The organism is Streptomyces sp. AM 4-1-1, assembly GCF_029167625.1.
Classification (GTDB): Bacteria; Actinomycetota; Actinomycetes; order Streptomycetales; family Streptomycetaceae; genus Streptomyces.
The window spans coordinates 2170171-2193524 of sequence record NZ_CP119145.1; the positions used below are offsets into that span (position 1 = coordinate 2170171).

Sequence of the window (23354 nt, forward strand, 5' to 3'; positions counted from 1 at the left end):
CCGTCGGGCGGCGCTGGTGCCGGACGACGGTCCGTCGTGCGGCGGGGGTGCCGCACGACGGTTGTCGTACGGCGTGATCGGCTGCCGATTCGTGCGGGTGCGGTGGTGCGTGTGCGGTTGTGCGGGATCGGACGCAGTACGTGTGCGGTCGTGCGGGATCAGACGTTGTAGACGCCGGTCTTGTACCGGGCGAGGTTGGCCGGGTCGCGGAAGAAGGCGGCCGTGGCGGCGAGGCCGCTCTCCAGGTTGTGCTCGGGTGCCCAGCCGGTGGCCTCGCGCAGCCGGGTGGCGTCCGCGACGAGGCGCATGACCTCGGAGTCGGCTGGGCGGATGCGCTGTTCGTCCTCGGTCACGGTCAGTTCCGCGTCCATGACCTTGCCGATCAGCCGGACGAGGTCACCGATCGAGATCTCCTCGCCGGTGCCCGCGTTGAAGGTGCGGCCCACGACGGCATCGGCGGGCGCGGTGCCCACGGCGAGGAAGGCGCGGACGGTGTCGGTCACGAAGGTGAAGTCACGGGTGGGGCGCAGATCGCCGAGTGTGATGGTGCGCGAGCCGGCGGCGACCTGGCCGATGACGGTGGGGATCACGGCCCGCATCGACTGGCGGGGACCGTAGGTGTTGAAGGGGCGCAGGGTGACCACCGGGGTGCCGAAGCTCGCGTGGTAGCTGTCCGCGAGCCGGTCCCCGCCCGCCTTGGACGCGGCGTACGGGGACTGGGTGTTGATCGGGTGGTCCTCGGTGATGGGGACGGTCCGGGCCGTGCCGTACGTCTCGCTGGTGGAGGTGTGCACCAGCCGGGGCGTACCGAGGGCGCGGATCGCCTCCAGGACGTTGAGGGTGCCGGTGACGTTGGTGTCCACGTAACTGTGCGGGGCCTGGTACGAGTACGGGATCGCGATCAGCGCGGCCAGGTGGTAGACGGTCTCGGCGCCGTCGGCCAGGGCCCGGACGGAACCCGGGTCCCGGACGTCACCGAGGACGACGTCGACCTGGTCGAGGACGTCGGGGGCCAGGGACTCCAGCCAGCCGTAGGAGGAGAAGGAGTTGTACTGGACCATGGCGCGGACGCGGTGGCCGGAGGCCACCAGGGCCTCGGTGAGGTGCGAGCCGATGAAGCCCTCGGCTCCGGTGACCGCTGCGAGCGGTGCGGATGTCACGGAAGTCAACTGGGTGTCCCTTCGATCTTGAGGTGGTGCGTCGTGCGTGGCCGGTGCCGGGCGACCGGTGGTGCGTGGTCGGTGCTGCGTGGCCGGTGCTCGGTGGTTCGGTGGGTACGGGGGTACAGCGGTACGGGGACGCGGTGTCGGCGGTGCGGGCGGCCCGGTCGGCCGTCGTGCCCCGTGCGGTCGTGCTCCGTACCGTGGCGTTCGTCGTATGCGCCGTGTGCGCCGTGCGTCACGTATGTGCCGTTCGTGTCGTGTGTGCCGTCCCGTCGGGGCAGGGGCGTCGTGCCGTGGTACCTGGGTCGGTGCCCGCGCCGGTCAGGCGTGGGCGGTGGGTCTGCCGAGCAGCCGCAGCGCGCACACGGCCAGCGCGATCGCCGCCCCGCCGCAGTACAGCCGCAGGGCGAGCGGCCCCTCCGGTACGTCCAGCAGGCGAATGAGCGCGACCCCCGCCGCGGCCGTGACACAGATCCCGGCCGGGAGCCAGGCGATGCCGAACGCCTGGAGCAGCAGCGCCGTCCACAGCGTCGCTCCCAGCGCGGTGAGCGCCACGGGATCGGCGCCGGTCAGCAGCGCCGCCGGGACCAACGGCAGCAGGTAGCACACCAGACAGAGCGCGAGCACGGCCGCCGACCGCAGTTGGAAGCCGCGCACGGTCTCGGCCGCGCGCAGCGCGGACACGGACAGGCCCCGGAAGCGGTACAGCAGCCACTCGGCGGGACCCATGCTGAGGGTGAGGGCGACGATCGCCAGGGTGTGGCCCTCTCGTCCCGCGAAGGCCACGAGCAGCCCGGCCGCCAGGCCGAACAGCCCGTACGGGACGGAGCGCAGGAGCGGGCCGGGATCGCCGGACACCGGCGGCGCCTTGAGCTTCTCCCGTACGACATGGGCCGCGGCCACCGCCGACGAGACGAGGGTGAGCAGCGGGATGCCGATCCTCAGCGGCGGGCCGGGCTCCCACCAGGGCAGCAGTGCCACGCCCACGACGAGCGGGACGAGGGTGCACAGCAGGAGGCGTTCCCTGCCGAGGACCAGCAGGACGCCCGCCGCCGCGAGGTAGCAGGACTGGCCGACCGCGAAGACGGCCGCGGAACCGGGTCCCGCGACGGCCAGCCCGGTCGCCGATGCCAGGGCGGCGCCGACCGGGGCGCCGATGAGCATGGTCCGGCCCGCCTCGCGCGGTCCGGTGGCGAGCCGCAGGTAGGTGCGGTGGCCGAGGGCCTGTCCCCAGGCCCAGGAGAACAGTCCGGCGGCGATCAGGGCCAGGGCGTCCCGGTCGCTGTGCCACATCTGCGGCATCAGCAGGTAGGCGAGCGCGGGCAGTGCGAACAGCGCCCCGCGCAGGGCGCACCGGATGTGGTCGGGTGCCCAGGGGTTGGGGGGCAGGGGCGGTTCGGGGAAGCTGCGCGGCACTCTGTCGTAGAGATCGGCGGCGAGCGAGAACAGGTCCGGGTGGCCGTACTTCTCCTGGATGACGTCGCTGGTCAGGCCCTCGGACTCCAGGACCGCCGCGACTTCGTAGGCGTGCACGGCGGGGCCGATCTGCTCGGCCAGTTCGGCCGCCAGCCGGTCCACGGGCGCGTCGGTGCGCGAGCGCTGCGCGGGGCGCAGGAGGCGGGGCAGCCGCAGCGCGAGGGTCATCTCCTTGGCGGGTACGCCGCGGGGGTTCGCACCCCCGCCCCTGGCGGTGCCCCGTCCGGCTGCCGGGTCCGGGAGCTTCGCCAGCTTCAGGGCGAGGGTGTCGTCGCGCAGCCGTTCGGCCGCCCGCTCCTTGGCGGTCCTGCGGTCGCCGGCCGGCGTGCTTCTGCCGCTTGGCGTACCCGGGCCGTTCGCCGTGCCTCCGCCGTTCGCCGTACCCGGGCCGTTCGCCGTGCCTCTGCCGTTCGCCGTACCCGGGGCGTTCGCCGTTCCGGGGCCGTTCGCCCTCCCCGGGCCGCCGCGTGCCGGGCCTTCCGGGTACGCCGGTCCCGCGGTGCGCGCCGGAACCTCGGGGCGCGCGGGCCTCCGGTCCCACCGCGGCCTGGGGGGCTTGGCGAGTCGCATGGCGAGGGTGTCCTCGCGTCCGCCGTCCGGTTCCAGGGACATCGGGCCGCTCATCCGGCCATCTCCCCGAGTTCGGCGGCGGCCGGGTGCCCGGACGGGGCCGCGGCCCCGACCAGTCTCGGCTGCCTGGCGGGGACGCGTACGGGCAGTGCGGACAGCACCGGTCCCGCCGGGTCGGTGGCGGCCGGGCGGGAGCCGTCGCGTGCGCAGAGTTCGAGGTAGATCGCCCGGAAGGTGTCCACGGTCTGCCGGAGGGTGAACTGCTCGATCACCCGCAGCCGGGCCGCCTCGCCCATCGCGGCGCGGCGCGGCGGATCGGCCAGCAGTTCCAGGGCGGCCGCCGCCATCGCGGCCGGGTCGCGGGGCGGGACCACCAGGCCGGTGGGGCCCACCGCTTCGCTCACCCCGCCGACGTCCGTGGAGACGGTCGCGCGTCCGCACGACATCGCCTCGATGAGGGTGAAGGGGAACCCCTCGCTGATGCTGGAGAGCATCACCACGTTGCCCGCCGCGTAGGCGTCCCGGATGTCGTCCACCCGTCCCTCGAAGGTGACGGCGTCGGCGTGGCCGAGGGAGGCGGCCAGCTTCTCGCACCGCTCGCGGTACGCCTCGCCACCGCGCGGGGTGCCGCCGAATATGCGCAGCGCCGCGTCCGGTCGTTCGGCGCGGACCTGCGCGAACGCGCGTATCAGCGTCTCCAGGTCCTTGATCGGGTCGACCCGCCCGGCCCAGCTGAGGGTCGGCCGGTCCGGTTCGGGTCCGGCGGGCGGGAAGGCGGCCGGGTCGACGCCGTTGTAGACGGTGCGGATGAGGTTCGGATCGGCGCCGCCCTGTTCCTCCCAGAGCCGGTTGTAGCGGTTCCCGGGGGTGATCAGCGCTGCCCTGCGGTACGTCTCCTCGGCCAGCAGCCGGAAGAAGCCGAGCAGGACGGCCTTGACGGGCCAGCGGTACGGGGCGGTCCGGTAGCCGAGGTACCGCTCGCGGAGGTAGACGCCGTGCTCGGTGAGGAGCAGCGGTACTCCGTGGAACTCGGCCGCGGCCAGGCCGGGGAGAGCGGCGACCCCGCCGCTGACCGCGTGGGTCACGCCCTGTTCGGGCGGGCGCGCGGCGAACGGCCGCAGCGCGTGTTCCAGGAGGCCGGTGGCCGTGACGGCGTCGTACAGGGTGGGGCGGGCCTCGCGGACGGGGAGCCCCTTCCGGTTCCAGACGGCGGTCAGGACGCGTACCGCCTGGTCGTCGCGCAGGGCGGGGCTGAGCACACCGTCCTGTGCGGCGCGGGCCAACTCGTAGAGCCCGGGGGCGAATCCGGCCTCGGCGTCGGGGTCGAGCAGTGCGGTGAGGAAACTCTCGTACGCGGCCATGAGCCTGCGCAGCCGACGGCCGCGCGGCGCGGAGCCGTCGGGGGCCGGTCCCCACATGGGGACCGAGGTGACCTGGGAGACCTGGGCGGGCAGGTCCCATACGGTGCTCTCACGACCGGTTCCGGTCACGGCTATGACGTCGAACTCGATGTCCGGCATTCCGGCGACGAGTTGATCGCACCAGACGCTCACTCCGCCATGGCTGTGGGGGTACGTACCTTCGGTGAGCAGGGTGACACGCGCGGCGTCGGCGCGCGGCGCGGGGTGACGCAGGGGCATGAATGCGCTCCACGGCGGGAAGAGTGCGGCGGGCGTGAGGGTCCTGTCCGCCGCGTGACGGACAGGACCCGGTTGCCGGGAGGATGTACGGACGTGCTGTCGCTCAGTGCCCGACGACGGCCATCGGCCGCAGCAGCGCGGCGGGGACGGGCGTGCGGGGGGCGATCCGCACGGGCGCGTGTTCCGCGCCGTGTGCGGTGCTGCCCCTGGGCGCGGTGGCGAGGGGAGCGAGGGCGGGGGGCAGGGACAGCGTGATGCCGCCGCTGCCGGCGGTCGGGGTGGCCCAGCCGGAGACGGTTCCCGCGTACGGCTGGCCGAAGGCGGTGGGACCGGCCGGCAGGTCGCGGACGCTGCCCGTGGGCATGGTGGCGGTGACGTCGAGGCCCGTGGGGGCGTTCACGGTCACGGCGTCGCCGATGCGGTAGGCGTTCGCGGTGCCGTTCTTGACCGCGGTGTCCCAGACGGCCCGCTTGCTCAGTTCCTTGCCGATGTCCTTCATCCGGAGGTTCACGAGCGGGGTGTTGGCGGCGTACAGGCCCTCGTACGTGTTGAGCACTCCGTCGAGCACCGGGTAGCCGATGCGGTCCTCGGCGAGGTTCGACTGGTGCATGAAGTGCGGGCGCGGGTCGTTGGCGAGCACATGGCTCAACGCGATCCGGGTCTCCAGCGGCACGATGTAGTCGTCGTAGCCGGTGGCCGTGTCCAGCGGGGCGTCGAGGCAGGTGGTGTTGGCCAGGTCCTCGCAGATGCCGCTGCCGCCCTGGGCGCGGCTGGTGTACAGCCAGTTGTACTCGTCGACCTGCTCGGCGACGTGGCCCGCGTTGTAGAAGATGTTGATCGGGTACCGGGCGACGGTGAGCGCGGGACCGACCGGGCGCTGGCTCGGGTCGCGTGACATGTCGGAGCCCAGCCAGGCGATGTTGTTCGCGGCGAGCGCGGGGGCGAGGTTGGGGTTGTCGTTCGGCTGCTGCGGCGACAGCTTCAGCCCGGAGTGCTCGCCGGTGACGAGTTCGTCCGCCTCCAGCGGGAGGCCGGCCTGCTCGCCCCACTGCTGGTTGTCGGAGATCTGGTGGGAGATGAAGGACTGGCTGACGTACCGGGTGCTGCCGTCGGGATTGGTGGCGCACTTCCACGGGACGACGGTGACGTCCTGCTCGCAGCCGAGGAAGGAGTGGTCGTACGTGTGGTTCAGCCAGCGGAAGTCGGCGCGCTTGGCGATGAACTCGTCGGCGGTGGCGTCGGTGTTGTCGTGCTCGTCGCGGTACTCGTCGCTGCCGCCGCCGTTGTACGCCATGTCGATCTTGAAGTTCCGCTGCTCGGACCAGGTGGCCGCGTTGCGGACGTCGTCGACCGTCATCCTGATCGGGTCGGAGGTGCCCTGGCCGGGCTGGCAGTCCACGTCACCGGGGGTGCAGTTGAGCGTGGAGTCCCAGCGGTCGTCGGCCGCGAACACGTCGTCCACGTGGACGGCGAAGTAGTTCCGGGACGCGCCGAGGCGCACTCCCTGGGTCATCCAGTCGACGATGCCCCGGGCGAGCAGCCGGAACTGCTGCTGGTACTGGCTGTACGCGAAGGTGACGACCAGTTCGCGGCGGTTGTCGTGGCGGTACTCACCGACGAGGGAGCCGCGGGTGGTGGTGCCGGGGACCTGCGCGTCGACGTACGAGGTGTAGTCGGCGCCGACCGCGGGCCGGGCCAGGTAGCCGTAACTCTCGGAGACAGTCGGTGAGTTGTCCTCGAAGGGGACCGCACCGTCGAGGTAGCCGAAAGCGCCGCTCTTGCCGGCGGTCGTCACCTGCGCCTGAAGGCCGTCCAGTGTGCCGCTGTAGCCGCCGCTGATGGGCACGGGCGTCTGGAGTCCGGCCTGGGGCCGGGGGTAGGTGTAGGCGTCGACCTGCGGGATCGCGTACGTCTTCTCGTAGTCGGCGAGTGCCGTCATCTCGTACGAACCGGAGCCGAACGGGCTGTCGTTGGGCAGGACGACGGCCTGGTACTTGGCCCGCGGCCGTCCGTCGACGGTGTCCGCCAGGAAGGCCGCGTTGATGACGGGCCGCCCGGTGTCGAGCAGGTTGACGAGCGTGTACGGGGTTCCCGCGCCGTCCAGCTCGGCGGCGATGGCGGAGGTGGCCGGTCCGCCGTCGGAGAGGATCAGGACGCGCAGATCGACGCGGGGCGCGGGTGCCGGTTCGTCGGCGAGCGCGGGGGCGTTCGGTAACGCCAGCGCGAGCGCCAGCACTCCGGCACTGAGCGCGGTCGCACGCAGGGTGCGTTTGGTACGTATGGAGCGTTTCATTCGGTGGATTCCCTCCCCAGTAGGGCCCGACCGGATCTCCCGGCCCACGGGCCCTCCCCCCAGCGCGACGCCCGCTCCCTCACGGAAGTCGGCGCCGAGCACTGACAGTTCACATAATGATCCAGTCGTGCGCGTTTCGTGTGACTGTTGTGAAATATGACAGATAATTGTGGGCGACTTCGCGACGACCGCGGGGCAACTCCTCCGGAGCGGCATCCGGAGGGCGGTCCGCGAAGGCCCACCGCGCACGGCCCGCCCCCCTTCGGAGCGGGCCGCCGATCGGCGAGGTCAGGAGCGGACGGCCTCCGGAGCGGGAGGAGTCACGCAGGTCACGCGGGTGCTCGGCGCGTTGAAGGTGCCGTCCTTCACGCTCTGGCCATAGTTGTACTCGTAGTACAGGTACGAGTAGAACGCGATGTCCGCGTTGCAGCCGGAGTCGGCGGCGATCTGATACGTGAGTGTGACAGTCCGGCTCGCCCCCGGGGCGAGCGGAATGGCGTAGTTGACGCCGAGGCTGGTGGTACCGGTGCCGGTACACGTGACGCCCTCGGAGGTGCAGGACGTGAAGCTGTACTTCACGTCGGTGCGCTGGGCGGTCAGCCAGGTCGGCTGGAGCGACTGGTAGACGAACCAGATGTCCGTCGTCTGGTTGTTGGTGAGCGTCATCGTGATGTCGACGCTGGACCCCGGGGTGGCGGTGGTCTGCGCCACGGCGAAGGACAGATCGGGGGTGTCGTCGGCGCTGGCGGGTTGCGCCATGCCGAGCATGGCGAGGGCGAGAGCGATGATCGCGGTGAGACCGAACCGTCTCAGGTGTGTGATTCGCATGGCGGGAGGCTAGGAGACCGTCCCGCCCGCCGTCTGCACCACGGCCACCCGGTCGGCCGTCCCGGTCGTCCGGAATTGGAGGGTTCCCCAACGGGTGAAAGTCCCCTCATTCATATGATCGCACCAGGTAGCGCGGCGCACACGGTGGGTAGGAGAGGCCGCCGCCGAAGTCGTCAGGACGTACGAGAATGGCGCGATCCGGTCCCGCGAGGGAAAAGTGGGGCGAAGAACGCCCGATATGCGGACATGACTGCACCGGCTTCGGCACATGCGGACCCGATGAACGGGGTCGCGCGGTGCCCGCGACAGCGGATTCCGGACACCGCCACGGCCACCGCGCGGAACGCGACCACCCGTGCCGGGCCCCGGGCGCCGTCCCTCCCGACTGTGCCACTGGGCACGCACGTGTGTCATGGGCACATGCCCACGTGCCCCGGACGCCAGTGGGACCGGTGTGACCAGCGGTGCGGCCGCGCGGCCGGGAGCCGGCGTACGCCGACCGGCCCCGGTCGTGCGCCCGGTCGGCCGGAAGGCGCGCACCCCGCCCGACGGGCACCACGCGCCGGTCCCGCCCGGACCTGACCGGTTTTCCGCCAATTCCGGACCGGGACCCGTGGCGGCGGTCCTTCCGGCCGCGTGGAGGACCCCGGTGGGCGGCTCGCCCGCCGTCCGACCGGGGCCCTCCACGCGGCCGGCCGAGGACGACGACGCCCGGCCCGCCCGCGCGTCAGAGCAGGCCCGCCGCATCCAGCAGATAGGCCGTCATCGGCTCGTAGAACCGGGGGTCGGCGACATGGTCGTCCAGCGGCACGGTGACCACGAGGGTGCCCTCCGCCTCGCCGAGGAAGAGCGCCGGGTCGTTGCAGTCCGCGTACCCGATCGAGTCGAGGCCGCGCTGCCCCGCGCAGCCCGCCCAGCCGTGGTCCGCGACGACCAGGTCCGGCATGGGTCTGCCGTCCCGCTCCAGACCGTCCAGGATCGCCGCCATCGGGGCCGGGGAATGGGTGTGCCAGAGGGTCGCGCCGCGCTCCAGGACCGCGACGTCCGCGAACTGGAAGACCATGCCCTCGTCCGCCGTGAGCCCCGCGGGAATCCGTACGATCTCGCAGCCGGCCGCCCGCAACGCGTCCGCCGTCCACCGGTGCACGTCCAGCAGACCGCCCGGGTGGCCGGTCGCGAACAGCACGCTCTGCGACCCCTCCGCCGCCGCGCGCAGCCTGGCCGCCATCCGCTCCAGGGCGTCGACGGTCAGCTCGGGGTCGATGGTGTCCTGACCGTGCCGGTGCCCGGGGTCGTCGTCGACCCCGCAGCGTTCGGCCATCACGGCGAGCACGTCCTGCTCGTCGGTCCAGCGGTCGCCGAGTTCGAGCCCCAGCCAGTAGTGGCGGTCGCCGTTGGCGAGCTTGCGGTAGTGGGAGAGGTTGTTGTCGCGCGGGGTGGCGACGTCTCCCGCGATGCGCGTACGGACGAGGTGGTCGACGAGGGCGGCGCGGCTGGGTATCGGCATGGACCCATTGTGCCGCCGACCGGCCGTGATCCGCCGGGGAAGCGACAGGCGCGAGGCGGCACCGGGGCGCGCCCGCCCTTCCGGCGCCCGCGCGCACCTTCCTCGGACGCCTCGCGTCACCCCCTCGGCACGGCCGAAGCGGCGGCGAACGCGCCGCGGGCCAGCCGGTGCAGCAGCGCCGCCGTCGCCGTACGGCCCGGCAGGGCTCCTGGGCGCCCCAGGTGCGGGGTGGAGTTCAGCAGCCCGAACACCGCGTGGACGGTCGCGCGGGCCTCGCTCTCCGGGAGGTCCGGGTACAGCTCGCGCACCACCTCCACCCACAGCTCGACGTACTCCCGCTGGAGCCGGCGGACCCGCTTGCGGTCGCTGTCGCGAAGCCGGTCCAGCTCACGGTCGTGGAGGGTGATCAGCGGGCGGTCGTCGAGCGCGAAGTCGATGTGGCCCTCGATGAGGGCGTCGAGCAGGGCATCCGGAGAACCGTCGCCGGAGGCCGCGTCCTCCGTGACGCGCAGCCTGCCGCCCGCGAGCAGCCGCTCGCTGATCCCGACGAGCAGTTCCGCGAGCATCGCGTCCTTGCCGGGGAAGTGCCGGTACAGGCCGGGACCGCTGATTCCGACGGCGGCCCCTATCTCGTCGACGCCGACACCGTGGAACCCGCGCTCGGCGAAGAGCCGCGCGGCCTCCTTCAGGATCTGCTCGCGGCGGGTGGGGGCCGCGACACGGGCGGTGGCATGGGGGCTCATGAGAGTTCATTCTAGACAGGGAGGTTAGCGCTCGTTAACCTGAGGACCAGGCGTTAACGCTCATTAACAGATGTTCCACCGGGGACGGGAACACCCGGTGACGGACCGGCCACGCACCGCGTGCGGGACCGGTCCGGTACGCCGTGCGGCACACGGGCCGCAGGCGGTGCGGCAGGCCGTACACGCAGGTCATACACGCGGCTCATCACGGGCCTCGTTACGGGCAAGGGGGCTCGACAGGATGCAGCAGGCACCGGTGCTGACGAGCGCGGCCGATCCCGCCTCGGCGGCCTGGCAGGCCAACGAGGCGGCGCATCACGCGCTCGCCGACGAGCTGCGGACGCGGCTCGCCACGGCACGGCTCGGCGGGGGTGAGAAGGCCCGCGCCCGGCATGTGGCACGCGGCAAGCTGCTGCCCCGCGAGCGGGTGGACACGCTTCTCGACCCCGGCTCGCCGTTCCTTGAGCTGGCCCCCCTGGCGGCCGAGGGGCTGTACGGGGGCGCGGCCCCGGCGGCCGGGGTGATCGCCGGGATCGGCCGGGTCAGCGGCCGGGAGTGCGTGATCGTCGCCAATGACGCCACGGTCAAGGGCGGCACGTACTACCCGATGACCGTGAAGAAGCATCTGCGGGCCCAGGAGGTGGCGCTGGAGAACCGGCTGCCGTGCCTCTACCTGGTGGACTCGGGCGGCGCGTTCCTGCCGATGCAGGACGAGGTGTTCCCCGACCGTGAGCACTTCGGGCGGATCTTCTACAACCAGGCCCGGATGTCCGGCGCGGGCATCGCGCAGATCGCGGCGGTGCTCGGCTCGTGCACGGCGGGCGGGGCGTACGTCCCGGCGATGAGCGACGAGGCCGTGATCGTCCGGAACCAGGGCACGATCTTCCTGGGCGGCCCGCCGCTGGTGAAGGCGGCGACCGGTGAGGTCGTCACCGCGGAGGAGCTGGGCGGCGGCGAGGTCCACTCCCGTACGTCGGGCGTCACCGACCACCTCGCGGAGGACGACGCGCACGCGCTGCGCATCGTCCGGGACATCGTCGCGACGCTCCCGGAGCGCGGCCCGCTCCCCTGGTCCGTGCGCCCGGCCGAGGAGCCGAAGGTGGACCCGGCGGGTCTGTACGGCGCGGTTCCGGTCGACTCCCGTACGCCGTACGACGTGCGGGAGGTGATCGCCCGGGTCGTCGACGGATCACGGTTCGCCGAGTTCAAGGCGGAGTACGGCACGACGCTGATCACCGGCTTCGCCCGTGTCCACGGCCACCCGGTGGGCATCGTCGCCAACAACGGCATCCTGTTCTCGGAGTCCGCCCAGAAGGGCGCCCACTTCATCGAGCTGTGCGACCAGCGCGGCATCCCGCTCGTCTTCCTCCAGAACATCTCCGGCTTCATGGTCGGCCGGGACTACGAGGCGGGCGGCATCGCCAAGCACGGCGCCAAGATGGTGACGGCGGTGGCCTGCGCCCGGGTGCCGAAGCTGACGGTGGTGGTCGGCGGTTCGTACGGCGCGGGGAACTACTCGATGTGCGGCCGGGCGTACTCACCGCGCTTCCTGTGGATGTGGCCCAACGCGAAGATCTCCGTGATGGGCGGTGAGCAGGCCGCCTCGGTGCTGGCCACGGTCAAGCGCGACCAGTTGGAGGGGCGCGGCGAGGAGTGGCCCGCCGAGGACGAGGAGGCGTTCAAGGACCCGATCCGCGCCCAGTACGAGCAGCAGGGCAGCGCGTACTACGCCACCGCCCGGCTCTGGGACGACGGTGTGATCGACCCGCTGGAGACCCGCCAGGTGCTGGGTCTGGCCCTGACCGCCTGTGCCAACGCCCCGCTGGGTGAACCCGGCTTCGGCGTCTTCCGGATGTGAGGGGAAGTTGACGATGTTCGACACCGTTCTGGTCGCCAATCGCGGCGAGATCGCGGTCCGGGTCATCCGGACCCTGCGGGAGCTGGGCGTGCGTTCGGTCGCCGTGTTCAGCGACGCGGACGCCGGTGCCCGGCATGTGCGGGAGGCCGACACGGCGGTACGCATCGGTCCCGCGCCCGCCTCGATGAGCTATCTGAGCGTGCCCGCCCTGCTGGAGGCGGCGCGCCGCTCCGGCGCGCAGGCCGTGCACCCCGGCTACGGCTTCCTCGCCGAGAACGCCGGGTTCGCGACGGCGTGCGCCGACGCGGGCCTGGTCTTCATCGGCCCCCCGGCCTCGGCGATCTCGCTGATGGGCGACAAGATCCGCGCCAAGGAGACGGTCGCGGCGGCCGGGGTCCCGGTGGTGCCCGGCTCCTCGGGCAGCGGTCTCACCGACGCCCAACTGGTCGACGCGGCACGGCGGATCGGCATGCCGGTGCTGCTGAAGCCGTCGGCGGGCGGTGGCGGCAAGGGCATGCGGCTGGTCCGCGACGAGACGCTGCTCGCCGACGAGATCGCCGCGGCCCGGCGCGAGGCCACCGCCTCGTTCGGCGACGACACCCTGCTGGTGGAGCGGTGGATCGACCGGCCGCGCCACATCGAGATCCAGGTCCTGGCGGACGCCCACGGCCATGTGGTGCACCTCGGCGAGCGCGAGTGCTCGCTCCAGCGCCGCCACCAGAAGATCATCGAGGAGGCGCCGTCCGTCCTCCTCGACGGGGCGACCCGGGCCGCGATGGGTGAGGCGGCCGTGCAGGCGGCCCGCTCGTGCGGGTACGTGGGCGCGGGCACGGTGGAGTTCATCGTGCCGGGCGCCGACCCCGCCGCGTACTGCTTCATGGAGATGAACACCCGCCTCCAGGTCGAGCACCCGGTGACCGAGCTGATCACCGGACTGGACCTGGTGGAGTGGCAGCTGCGGGTCGCCTCCGGGGAACGACTCCCGTACGAGCAGCGGGACATCACCCTCACCGGGCACGCCGTCGAGGCCCGGATCTGCGCGGAGGACCCGGCGCGCGGCTTCCTGCCGTCCGGCGGCACGGTCCTCGCGCTGCGCGAGCCGCGGGGCGACGGGGTGCGGACGGACTCGGGGCTGAGCGAGGGCGCCGAGGTCGGCAGCCTGTACGACCCGATGCTGTCGAAGGTCATCGCGTACGGCCCGGACCGCTCCACGGCCCTGCGCCGGCTGCGGGCGGCCCTGGCGGACACGGTGATCCTGGGCGTCCCGACCAACGCCGGCTTCCTGCGCCGGCTGCTGGCCCATCCGGCGGTGGAGTCAGGGGCGCTGGACACGGGCCTGGTGGAACGCGAGGCGGACGGGCTGATCCCGGACGGGGTGCCGGACGCGGTGTACGCGGCGGCGGCCGCGGTCCGTCTCGACGCGCTCGCCCCGGAGACCGACGCACACGGCTGGACCGATCCGTTCTCCGTGCCGAACGGCTGGCGGACCGGCGGCGAACCGGCCGCGCTGACCTTCCCGTTGCGCGTGGCGGGACTCGAACCCGTCGCTCGTCCCGCGCCCGGCGGGGCCCTGGTCGAGGACGGCCGGGTCACCGTCGAGGTCGACGGCGTCCTCCACCACTTCCACCGCGGGGCCGACTGGCTCGGCCGGGACGGCGACACCTGGCACGTCCAGGACCACGACCCGGTGGCCGCCTCGCTCGCCGGGGCCGCGCACGCCGGGGCCGACACCCTGGCCGCGCCGATGCCCGGCACCGTCACCGTCGTGAAGGTGTCCGTCGGGGACGAGGTGGCGGCCGGGCAGAGCCTGCTCGTCGTGGAGGCGATGAAGATGGAGCACGTCATCTCCGCCCCGCACGCCGGGACCGTCACCGAACTGGACGTCACCGCAGGGTCCACGGTCGCCATGGACCAGATCCTGGCCGTGATCACACCCGCCGACGACGGCCCCGGGAAGGAATCATGACCACACCCTCCGCACTGCCCATGACCGTGCCCGCGCCCGGACTGCCGGCCCGGGTCCGCGTCCACGAGGTCGGTGCGCGCGACGGTCTGCAGAACGAACAGGGCGTCGTGTCCACCGAGGTGAAGGCGGAGTTCATCCACCGCCTGGCCGGCGCCGGGCTCACCACCATCGAGGCGACCAGCTTCGTCCACCCCAAGTGGGTCCCCCAACTGGCCGACGCGGAGCGGCTGTTCCCGCTGCTCGGGGATCTCGGGGAGGGTGTCGCGCTGCCGGTGCTGGTGCCCAACGAGCGCGGTCTTGACCGCGCACTCGCCCTCGGCGCCCGCCGGATCGCCGTCTTCGGTTCGGCGACCGAGACGTTCGCCGCCCGCAATCTGAACCGTACGGTCGACGAATCGCTGGCGATGTTCGAGCCGGTGGTCGCCCGCGCGAAGGCCGACGGGGCACATGTGCGCGGCTATCTGTCGATGTGCTTCGGCGACCCCTGGGAGGGGCCCGTCCCGGTGCCCCAGGTGGTACGGGTCGCGAAGGCGCTGATGGACCTGGGCTGCGACGAACTCTCCGTCGGCGACACGATCGGTGTCGCCACCCCCGGCCATGTGCGGTCGCTGCTTGCCGAGTTGAACGCTGCGGGGGTGGCCACCGACACGATCGGGGTGCACTTCCACGACACGTACGGCCAGGCGCTCGTCAACACCCTGGCCGCGCTCCAGCACGGCGTGACGACGGTCGACGCGTCGGCGGGCGGCCTCGGCGGCTGCCCGTACGCGAAGAGCGCGACCGGGAATCTCGCCACCGAAGACCTCGTGTGGATGCTTCAGGGCCTCGGTGTCGAAACCGGGGTCGATCTCGGCGCGCTCACCGCCACCAGCGTGTGGCTCGCCGAACGGCTGGGCCGCCCCAGCCCCTCACGCGCCGTCCGCGCCCTCTCTCACAAGGAGTGACCCCCCTATGTCCCTGGACCACCGGCTGACCGCCGAACACGAGGAACTGCGCCGCACGGTCGAGGCGTTCGCGCACGACGTGATCGCCCCGAAGATCGGCGACCTCTACGAGCGCCACGAGTTCCCGTACGAGATCGTGCGCGAGATGGGCCGGATGGGCCTGTTCGGCCTGCCGTTCCCGGAGGAGTACGGCGGCATGGGCGGCGACTACCTCGCGCTCGGCATCGCCCTCGAAGAGCTGGCGCGGGTCGACTCGTCGGTGGCGATCACCCTGGAGGCGGGGGTGTCGCTCGGCGCGATGCCGGTCTTCCTGTTCGGTACGGAGGAGCAGAAGCGCGAGTGGCTGCCGAGGCTGTGCGCGGGAGAGATGCTGGGCGCGTTCGGTCTGACCGAGCCGGACTGCGGTTCGGACGCGGGCGGCACCCGCACCACCGCCGTACGGGACGAGGCCACCGGCGAGTGGGTGATCAACGGCACCAAGTGCTTCATCACCAACTCCGGCACGGACATCACCGGCCTGGTCACGGTCACGGCGGTGACCGGCCGCAAGGAGAACGGCGCCCCGCGCATCTCGTCGATCATCGTGCCGTCCGGCACCCCCGGCTTCACCGTCGCCGCCCCCTACTCGAAGGTCGGCTGGAACGCCTCGGACACCCGTGAACTGTCCTTCGCGGACGTCCGGGTCCCGGCAGCCAACCTGCTGGGCGAGGAGGGACGCGGATACGCGCAGTTCCTGCGCATCCTGGACGAGGGCCGCATCGCGATCTCGGCCCTGGCGACCGGGCTGGCGCAGGGCTGTGTGGACGAGTCCGTGTCGTACGCGAAGGAGCGCCACGCCTTCGGCCGCCCGATCGGCGCCAACCAGGCCATCCAGTTCAAGATCGCCGACATGGAGATGCGGGCGCACATGGCGCGCATCGGCTGGCGGGACGCGGCGTCCCGGCTGCTGGCGGGCGAACCGTTCAAGAAGGAGGCGGCGCTCGCGAAGCTGTACTCGTCGACGGTCGCCGTGGACAACGCCCGCGACGCGACCCAGATCCACGGCGGCTACGGCTTCATGAACGAGTACCCGGTGGCCCGGATGTGGCGCGACTCCAAGATCCTGGAGATCGGCGAGGGCACGAGCGAGGTGCAGCGCATGCTGATCGCCCGGGAGCTGGGCCTGCCGGCCTGAGGGGCGAAAGCGATCGGGGCGCGCCGCCGCCGTGTGCTCAACGGTCCGAACTCGGCACACGGCGGAGGCGAGGAGCCATGATCTCGGCGCAGGCACGGGCGGACGCCCGACAACTGTGGGACCACCACCTGATGCGGCACCGTCCGCGCCGATGCTCGGTGGCGATCGGGCTGGGAAGCCATGACCTCGGCGTGGCGGACACCACCGCCGGCCTCTACCGACGTGGCCTGGCACCGCTCATCGTCTTCACCGGCGCGACGAGTCCCACCACACGGGAGCGGATGCCGCGCGGCGAGGCCGTGCACTACCGGGAGCGGGCCCTCGAACTCGGCGTCCCCTCCACCGCCGTGCTGGTGGAACCCCGCGCCCGCAACACCGGGGAGAACATCCGCTTCTCGCGGGCCTCGCTCGAAGAGGCCGGTGTCGACGTCACCTCGGTGCTGCTGGTCAGCAAGCCGTACGAGGAGCGGCGCGCGTATGCGACGGCACGCAAGCTGTGGCCCGGCGTGGAGGTCGTGAGCGCCTCGGCCCCGATGACCTTCGAGGAGTACCTGACCTCGGTCGGTGACGACCGCCTGGTGATCGACATGCTCGTCGGCTCCCTTCAGCGGCTGCTGGTCTACCCGGGCCAGGCATTCATGATCGCTCAGGACGTGCCGGACGAGGTGACGGCGGCGTACGAGCGGCTGTGCCGAGCGGGATTCACCCGGCGGCTGGTGGGCAGCGGCGCGGGAGGAGCCGGGGCAACGGAGACCGGTGGCGCGGGGGTAAGCGGAGGACCGAATTCCAAGTGAGGTTAGGCTAACCTTCGCCCGGTTCGACGGAGGTCGCCCCTACCCGGACCTCCTCCCCTACGTACGAAAGCAGACACCGCCATGCCCCACGTCCGGACCACCTCCCTCTCCCGTCGCGGGCTGCTCGCCGCGGGCGGCGCCGTCGGCCTCGGGGCCGTGCTCGCCGCCTGCGGGGACAGCGACTCGTCGTCCGGAGCGGGGTCGGGATCGGACGCGGGCAAGTCCGGGCCGTGGAGCTTCGAGGACGACCGCGGCCGGACGGCGCGGGCCAAGGGCACCCCGAAGAACATCGTGGCCTTCACCGGCACCGCCGCGGCGCTCCACGACTACGGCATCGAGGTGAAGGCCGTCTTCGGACCGACGAAGACCAAGGACGGCAAGCCGGACGTGCAGGCCGGCGACCTGGACATCGACAAGGTCGAGATCCTCGGCAACGTCTGGGGGGAGTTCAACGTCGAGAAGTACGCGGCACTCGGCCCGGACCTGCTGGTCACCGCCATGTGGGAGAAGGACGCCCTCTGGTACGTACCGGACCAGTCCAAGGCCAAGATCCTGAAGCTGGCCCCGAGCGTCGCCCTGTGGGCCGCGCAGACCACCGTCCCGAAGGCGATCCAGCGCCACGAGGAACTGGCGGCCTCCCTCGGCGCCGACGTCAAGGCCAGGAAGGTCACCGACGCGAAGGCCCGCTTCGAGAAGGCCGCCGCCCGGCTGCGCGCCGCCGCCAAGTCCAAGCCGAACCTCACGGTCATGATCGGCTCCGCCAGCCAGGACCTGTTCTACGTCTCCCTCGCGAAGATGTCGGCCGACACCCTGTACTTCCAGGAGCTGGGCGTGCGGTTCGTCGAGCCCAAGGTGGACGCGGCGGGCTTCTTCGAGAGCCTGAGCTGGGAGAACGTCGACAAGTACCCGGCGGACATCATCATGATGGACAACCGTTCCTCGGCGCTCCAGCCGGAGTCCCTGACATCGAGGCCGACCTGGAACCAGCTGCCCGCCGTCAAGGCCGGCCAGGTCATTCCACGCACCAGCGAGCCGATCTACTCGTACGACAAGTGCGCGCCGATCCTGGAGGACCTGGCCAAGGCGATCGAGGGTGCCAAGAAGGTCAGCTGATCCGGCGTCGGGACGCCGGGCCTCTTCTCTTCGCGCGGACCTCTCGCTCCCCGCAGCGGTCCCACCCCCCTTCGCACCGGGGCCTCCGGGCGCCCGAATCGCACCGAGGGACGGCTGACAGAATCCAGGGCATGACGGAAATCACCCAGCGCGACGGCACCTGGTCCTTCGACGGCTCGGAGGTGCGCATCGTGCCGGGGCGGGGCAAGGGCATTCATCCGCTGCGGGAGGCGCTGGGCGAGATCGTCGTGCCGGTGCGGGCCGTTGCCGGGATCTCCTTCGAGCCCGACCGCAAGGGCGGCCGGCTGCGACTGCGGCTGCGCGACGGGGCGTGCCCGGTGCTCCGCGCGGCGGACGGCAGGCTCAAGGACGGCGCCGACCCGTACCAGTTGTCGGTGGAGAAGGACCGGACGGGCGTCGCGGAGTTCTTCGTCGAGGAGATACGGGACGTCCTGCTGATCGAGCAGGTGCCCACCGGCCCCGTGGACCGCTTCCTGCTGCCGGGCCCCTCGGTCCCGGTGGCCGGTGGTGGCGGGGACGGCACGGCGTCGTTCGACGGCGGGACGGTCAGGCTCACCTGGAACTGGAAGGCCAAGGAAGCCAAATCCTCGGGCGGGCCCGTCGCCTTCCTGGTGTCGGAGGTGACGGGCGTGAGCTGGGTGCCCGCCATCGGTCTGGAGAACGGCCGGCTGCGCTTCACGCTGCGCGGGCAGTGGTCGTCCGTCTCGACCCCGGCGGAGTCCGACCCGTACTCACTGGACCTGTGGGGTCTGTCCAAGAAGGAGTACACGGCCGTCCTGGTCGCCGCGGCGGTGCTGGTCCGGCTGCCCGAGCCGGCGCAGGCGAGCCGGAAGGAATCCGCACCGCCCGCCCCGATCGAAATCCCCGCGCCCACGCACGCGCCGGCCGAGGTCACCGCCCCCGCCCCCGTTCCCGCCCTCACCGCCTCCGCCTCCGCCTCCGCCGACGATCACGACGTGTTGCTGCGCCGGCTGCGCGAGCTGGGGGAACTGCACCGGGCCGGGGTCCTCACCGACGACGAGTTCAGTACCGCCAAGCAGGCCGTACTGAAGCGGCTCTGACCCGGCCGGGACATCCGCCGACCGTTCCGGAGGCGATCCCTGCCCGATATCGGGCAGATTTCTTGCATAAGCATCTCGCGCACCCCAGTATCAACGGGTGCCCGAACGCCGCTCGTCGCACGACGACCTCATTGACCACCTGGTGCGCAGCACCGCGCTCCAGCGCGGCGAGGCGGCCCGGGTGATCCTCGACGTGCTGGCGTACTTCGACGAGACGACCGACGACTTCGTCCGCCGCCGACACCGCGAGCTCCAGTCCGGTGGCCTGGTGAACGCGGAGATCTTCGAGCGGATCGCGGCCGAGCTGCCGCACCGCGCGGTGGCGCCGCCGGAGCTCTCGCTCCGTCAGCTGCGCCGCATCGTCTACGGCTGAGGCGGCCGAGGCGGCCGAGGGGCGGACGCGGTCGGTGCGGTTCGACGGCGTCCGGCGCGACGGCATCCGGCGTCGCCGGGCACACCCAGGAACGTCGATGGAGGGGCAGAGACTCTATGTGCGGGATCGTCGGTTATATCGGGAAGCGTGATGTGGCTCCCCTGCTGCTGGAAGGCTTGCAGCGGCTGGAGTACCGGGGTTACGACTCGGCGGGCATCGTCATCACCGGCAAGGCGGCGGCCGGGAAGCCCGCCGCGCTCAGGATGGTCAAGGCGAAGGGCCGGGTCCGCGAGCTGGAGGCCCGCGTCCCCAAGCGGTTCTCCGGCACCACCGGTATCGCCCACACCCGTTGGGCCACCCACGGCGCCCCGAGCGACGAGAACGCCCACCCCCATCTGGACGCCGACGGCAAGGTCGCCGTCGTCCACAACGGGATCATCGACAACGCCGGCGATCTGCGCGCGAAGCTCGTCGCCGAGGGCACCGTCTTCCTCTCCGAGACCGACACCGAGGTGCTGGTCCATCTGATCGCCCGCTCCGAGGCGGACACCCTGGAGGAGAAGGTCCGCGAGGCGCTGCGGTCGGTCGAGGGCACGTACGGCATCGCCGTGCTGCACTCCGACTTCAACGACCGCGTCGTCGTCGCCCGCAACGGCTCGCCGGTCGTTCTCGGCATCGGCGAGAAGGAGATGTTCGTCGCCTCCGACGTCGCCGCGCTGGTCTCCCACACCCGCCAGGTCGTCACCCTCGGTGACGGCGAGATGGCCACGGTCAAGGCCGACGACTTCCGTACGTACACGACCGAGGGCTCCAGCACGACGGCGACGCCGACCACCGTGGAGTGGGAGGCCGAGTCGTACGACATGGGCGGCCACGACACGTACATGCACAAGGAGATCTCCGAGCAGGCCGAGGCCGTGGACCGGGTGCTGCGGGGCCGGATCGACGACCGTTTCTCCACCGTGCACCTGGGCGGCCTCAATCTGGACGCCCGTGAGGCGCGCGGGGTGCGCCGGATCAAGATCCTGGGCTGCGGCACCTCGTACCACGCGGGGCAGATCGGCGCCCAGTTGATCGAGGAACTGGCCCGCATCCCGGCGGACGCCGAGCCCGCGTCCGAGTTCCGCTACCGGAACCCGGTCGTGGACCCCGACACCCTCTACGTCGCCGTCTCCCAGTCCGGCGAGACGTACGACGTGCTGGCCGCCGTCCAGGAGCTCAAGCGCAAGGGCGCGCGGGTGCTCGGCGTGGTCAACGTGGTCGGCTCGGCGATCGCCAGGGAGGCCGACGGCGGGCTGTACGTGCACGCCGGACCCGAGGTCTGTGTGGTCTCGACCAAGTGCTTCACCAACACGGTGGTGGCGTTCGCCCTGCTCGCCCTGCACCTGGGCCGCATCCGCGATCTGTCGGTCTCGGACGGGAAGCGGATCATCGCGGGGCTGCGGAAGCTGCCGGCGCAGATCTCCGAGATCCTGGAGACCGAGCCCGACATCAAGAAGCTGGCGGAGGACTACGCGGACGCCAGGTCGATGATGTTCATCGGCCGGGTACGCGGCTACCCGGTCGCCCGCGAGGCCTCGTTGAAGCTCAAGGAGGTCTCGTACATCCACGCCGAGGCCTACCCCGCGTCCGAGCTGAAGCACGGTCCGCTGGCCCTGATCGAACCCGCGATGCCGACGGTGGCGATCGTGCCGGACGACGATCTGCTGGACAAGAACCGTGCGGCGATGGAGGAGATCAAGGCCCGTGACGGCAAGATCCTGGCGGTCGCCCACCAGCCGCAGGAGAAGGCCGACCACACCATCGTCGTACCGAAGAACGAGGACGAGCTGGACCCCATCCTGATGGGCATCCCGCTCCAACTACTGGCGTACCACACGGCTTTGGCGCTGGGCCGGGACATCGACAAGCCGCGCAACCTCGCGAAGTCCGTCACCGTCGAGTAGGGCCCCGAGGCCCACCCGGACCCATCCGTCCTCCCTCTCCCGCCCCGTCACACCGAACGGCCCCACAGCGCGCCTCTCCGGGCGCCGTGGGGCCGTTCCCGTCGTCCGGCACCAACGGCACCCGCCATGAGGCGTGTACGCGGCCCCGAGCCGCCTTCCCCGGACCTCGGAGCGGCCTTCTCCCTGCCCCCGAGCGGCCTTCCCCGTGGCCGGGAGCAGACGTACCCGGCCGGTGAGGAGACGCCGGGACCGGGCGCCGGGTGCGGAAGAGTGCGCCGGGAGGGCGTGTCGCACGGGAGGGGAACCAACCAGGCCAAGCGCCGCCAATGCGCCCCACAGCCCCGTATCCGGCCCACCCACGGTCAATTCACCGCGTACGTCTCGTCGGAGGCATCGCAGTCCCGGTTTTGAGCGGCGAGTTGAGGCCACGTTCAACGATCAACATCGGCCTTCGGCGCCGCGCGGGCGCCCGGGGAGAGCGGCCGGAACCGGCCGAGGGGTCCGGCCGGGCCCGCGCGGAGACGGTAAGGGCGGTGGATCGCGATCGGGAGGTGACGAGACGGGGTCGCCGATGCTCGCGGAGCGCGGAGGTGTCCACGGGCGGGGAAGCCGGGAAGAGGCGGCGCCGGCACGAGGCGCGGAGCGAGCGCGAGCGGTGGAGGAGGGTGAGCAGGGGTGGGGGTGAGAGTCGGAGGGGTGAGGGGGAAGGCCAGAGGCGGGGGTCAGGGGATGACGACGACGGGACGCTGCGCGCGCCGTGCGAGCCGTCCGGCCACGGAGCCGAAGATCCGGCCGACGATGCCGTGCGTGGAGCCGACCACGATGGCGTCGGCCGAGTACTCCTGGCCGACCTCCTCCAGCTCGTGGCAGATGTCCCCGCCGCGCTCCACCAGCACCCACGGCACCTCGGCGAGATAGTCCGCACAGGCCAGCTCCAGGCCGAGGACTTCGGTGCGGTGATCCGGCACATCGACGAAGACGGGCGGCTCGCAACCCGCCCAGACAGTGGTCGGGAGCCGGTTGGCGACATGCACGATGATCAGACCGGAGCCCAGTCTGTTCGCCATGCCGATGGCGTAGGCGAGGGCCCGCTCACTCGATGTCGAGCCGTCGAATCCGACCACGACCCCGTGCCGGAACGCCGGGTCGCAGGAAGGGCGTGTTTCTTCGGCCGCCAGCGGGTCCGACAGTGGGTCGGCTACCTGCTTGCGGTCCGCGGGTTCGGGGATTTCGTGACCGGCCATCGGTGTCTCGGCGAAGAGAGTCCTCGTGAGGAGGGGCGACTTGAGGAGAGTATGTCAGCGAATGGTGGTGCTCTGTCCGGGAATCATCTTCCCAACCCTTTACCCTCAAGAGTACGGCGCCATTCCACCCCTGCCCAGACCCCCGCAAAGCGCATGCGGCATTGCAGGGAGCATGCCCGAGGCGGGCCCGGATGGCAATGCTCGATGCGCCGTACACACAGCCTCACCCGACCGAATGACAGGAAGTCAACCGGTTAACGCTCCGGCCGACGGCAGGCCGGTCCACCCCTGAGGATGGCCCGCCGCATCCCAACGGTCACTCTCCGTCGCCGAACGAGGCCGGCGGCAGCCACCGCCGCCCGGCACAAGAACCCCGGCCCGGCCACCCTGGCGACGTCCCGCCGCTCCGGCCCGCGCACCCCGGCGCGCTCCTCATGAGCACCGCGCGCCGGTCCGTGCGCGTCGGCCGGAGGGGGCCTCCGAACGGGACGGGGCGCACCGGGGCGGACGCCGTCCGGAGGGTGGTGCGCCGGGTCATTGACCGAATCCGAGCCGCACTACCATCGGTTTTCAGCCAACTTCATGGCTCTGCCCGAACCTTGGCGAAATGGCCGATCAACCCCCTTGCCACCAGGCAGGA

17 protein-coding genes are annotated in these 23354 nt (G+C 71.8%); 9 read left to right on the top strand and 8 right to left on the bottom strand.

All coding sequences use genetic code 11. The features are described from left to right. Window positions 1-158: 158 nt before the first annotated feature. The 7 genes from PZB75_RS09065 to PZB75_RS09095 form a co-directional block, all read right to left on the bottom strand. Entirely contained in the window at window positions 159-1160 is a 1002-nt protein-coding gene (locus tag PZB75_RS09065; RefSeq protein WP_275538646.1) for a GDP-mannose 4,6-dehydratase, read from the bottom strand. Window positions 1161-1484: 324 nt separating this feature from the next. Continuing rightward, the gene (locus PZB75_RS09070) at window positions 1485-2807 is read right to left on the bottom strand and encodes a hypothetical protein (RefSeq protein ID WP_275538647.1); all 1323 of its coding nucleotides are present in this window, start codon (window positions 2805-2807) and stop codon (window positions 1485-1487) included. A gap of 452 nt (window positions 2808-3259) precedes the next feature. Next, a complete protein-coding gene (gene pelF / locus PZB75_RS09075) occupies window positions 3260-4849 on the bottom strand; it encodes a GT4 family glycosyltransferase PelF (protein WP_275534781.1) in 1590 nt (529 codons plus the stop codon). A gap of 103 nt (window positions 4850-4952) precedes the next feature. After that, window positions 4953-7142 carry a hypothetical protein gene (locus PZB75_RS09080; protein WP_275534782.1) on the bottom strand — a complete coding sequence of 730 codons (2190 nt, stop codon included), beginning with the start codon at window positions 7140-7142 and terminating at the stop codon, window positions 4953-4955. A 288-nt stretch (window positions 7143-7430) separates the two neighbouring features. Further along, entirely contained in the window at window positions 7431-7970 is a 540-nt protein-coding gene (locus PZB75_RS09085) for a hypothetical protein (protein WP_275534783.1), read from the bottom strand. A 727-nt stretch (window positions 7971-8697) separates the two neighbouring features. Continuing rightward, entirely contained in the window at window positions 8698-9477 is a 780-nt protein-coding gene (locus tag PZB75_RS09090) for a phosphatase (protein ID WP_275534784.1), read from the bottom strand. Window positions 9478-9593: 116 nt separating this feature from the next. Next, window positions 9594-10220, bottom strand: coding sequence for a TetR/AcrR family transcriptional regulator (locus tag PZB75_RS09095; protein ID WP_275534785.1), 627 nt, complete (start codon window positions 10218-10220; stop codon window positions 9594-9596). Window positions 10221-10461: 241 nt separating this feature from the next. Here PZB75_RS09095 and PZB75_RS09100 point away from each other — a divergent pair, with 241 nt between their 5' ends. The 9 genes from PZB75_RS09100 (at window position 10462) to glmS (ending at window position 21470) form a co-directional block, all read left to right on the top strand. Continuing rightward, a complete protein-coding gene (locus tag PZB75_RS09100) occupies window positions 10462-12078 on the top strand; it encodes a carboxyl transferase domain-containing protein (RefSeq protein ID WP_275534786.1) in 1617 nt (538 codons plus the stop codon). A 13-nt stretch (window positions 12079-12091) separates the two neighbouring features. Further along, window positions 12092-14044 carry a biotin carboxylase N-terminal domain-containing protein gene (locus PZB75_RS09105; protein ID WP_275534787.1) on the top strand — a complete coding sequence of 651 codons (1953 nt, stop codon included), beginning with the start codon at window positions 12092-12094 and terminating at the stop codon, window positions 14042-14044. Then, window positions 14041-14988: a hydroxymethylglutaryl-CoA lyase gene (locus tag PZB75_RS09110; RefSeq protein WP_275534788.1), complete on the top strand. Its 948-nt coding sequence runs from the start codon at window positions 14041-14043 to the stop codon at window positions 14986-14988. The genes PZB75_RS09105 and PZB75_RS09110 overlap by 4 nt, the downstream gene beginning before the upstream one ends. A gap of 7 nt (window positions 14989-14995) precedes the next feature. Then, entirely contained in the window at window positions 14996-16162 is a 1167-nt protein-coding gene (locus PZB75_RS09115; protein WP_275534789.1) for an acyl-CoA dehydrogenase family protein, read from the top strand. Window positions 16163-16239: 77 nt separating this feature from the next. Continuing rightward, the gene (locus PZB75_RS09120) at window positions 16240-16956 is read left to right on the top strand and encodes a YdcF family protein (RefSeq protein ID WP_275534790.1); all 717 of its coding nucleotides are present in this window, start codon (window positions 16240-16242) and stop codon (window positions 16954-16956) included. Window positions 16957-17037: 81 nt separating this feature from the next. Continuing rightward, the gene (locus PZB75_RS09125; protein ID WP_275534791.1) at window positions 17038-18069 is read left to right on the top strand and encodes an ABC transporter substrate-binding protein; all 1032 of its coding nucleotides are present in this window, start codon (window positions 17038-17040) and stop codon (window positions 18067-18069) included. A gap of 131 nt (window positions 18070-18200) precedes the next feature. Further along, on the top strand, window positions 18201-19151 hold the full coding sequence (locus PZB75_RS09130; protein WP_275534792.1) for a DUF4429 domain-containing protein: 951 nt from the start codon (window positions 18201-18203) through the stop codon (window positions 19149-19151). Window positions 19152-19248: 97 nt separating this feature from the next. Beyond that, complete coding sequence (locus PZB75_RS09135; RefSeq protein WP_275534793.1) at window positions 19249-19524, top strand: hypothetical protein; 276 nt, start codon at window positions 19249-19251, stop codon at window positions 19522-19524. Between the two features lie 116 nt (window positions 19525-19640). Next, window positions 19641-21470 carry a glutamine--fructose-6-phosphate transaminase (isomerizing) gene (glmS, locus tag PZB75_RS09140; RefSeq protein WP_275534794.1) on the top strand — a complete coding sequence of 610 codons (1830 nt, stop codon included), beginning with the start codon at window positions 19641-19643 and terminating at the stop codon, window positions 21468-21470. Window positions 21471-22192: 722 nt separating this feature from the next. Here the strand turns inward: glmS and PZB75_RS09145 are convergent. Further along, the gene (locus PZB75_RS09145) at window positions 22193-22714 is read right to left on the bottom strand and encodes a universal stress protein (protein ID WP_275534795.1); all 522 of its coding nucleotides are present in this window, start codon (window positions 22712-22714) and stop codon (window positions 22193-22195) included. Window positions 22715-23354 lie beyond the last annotated feature (640 nt).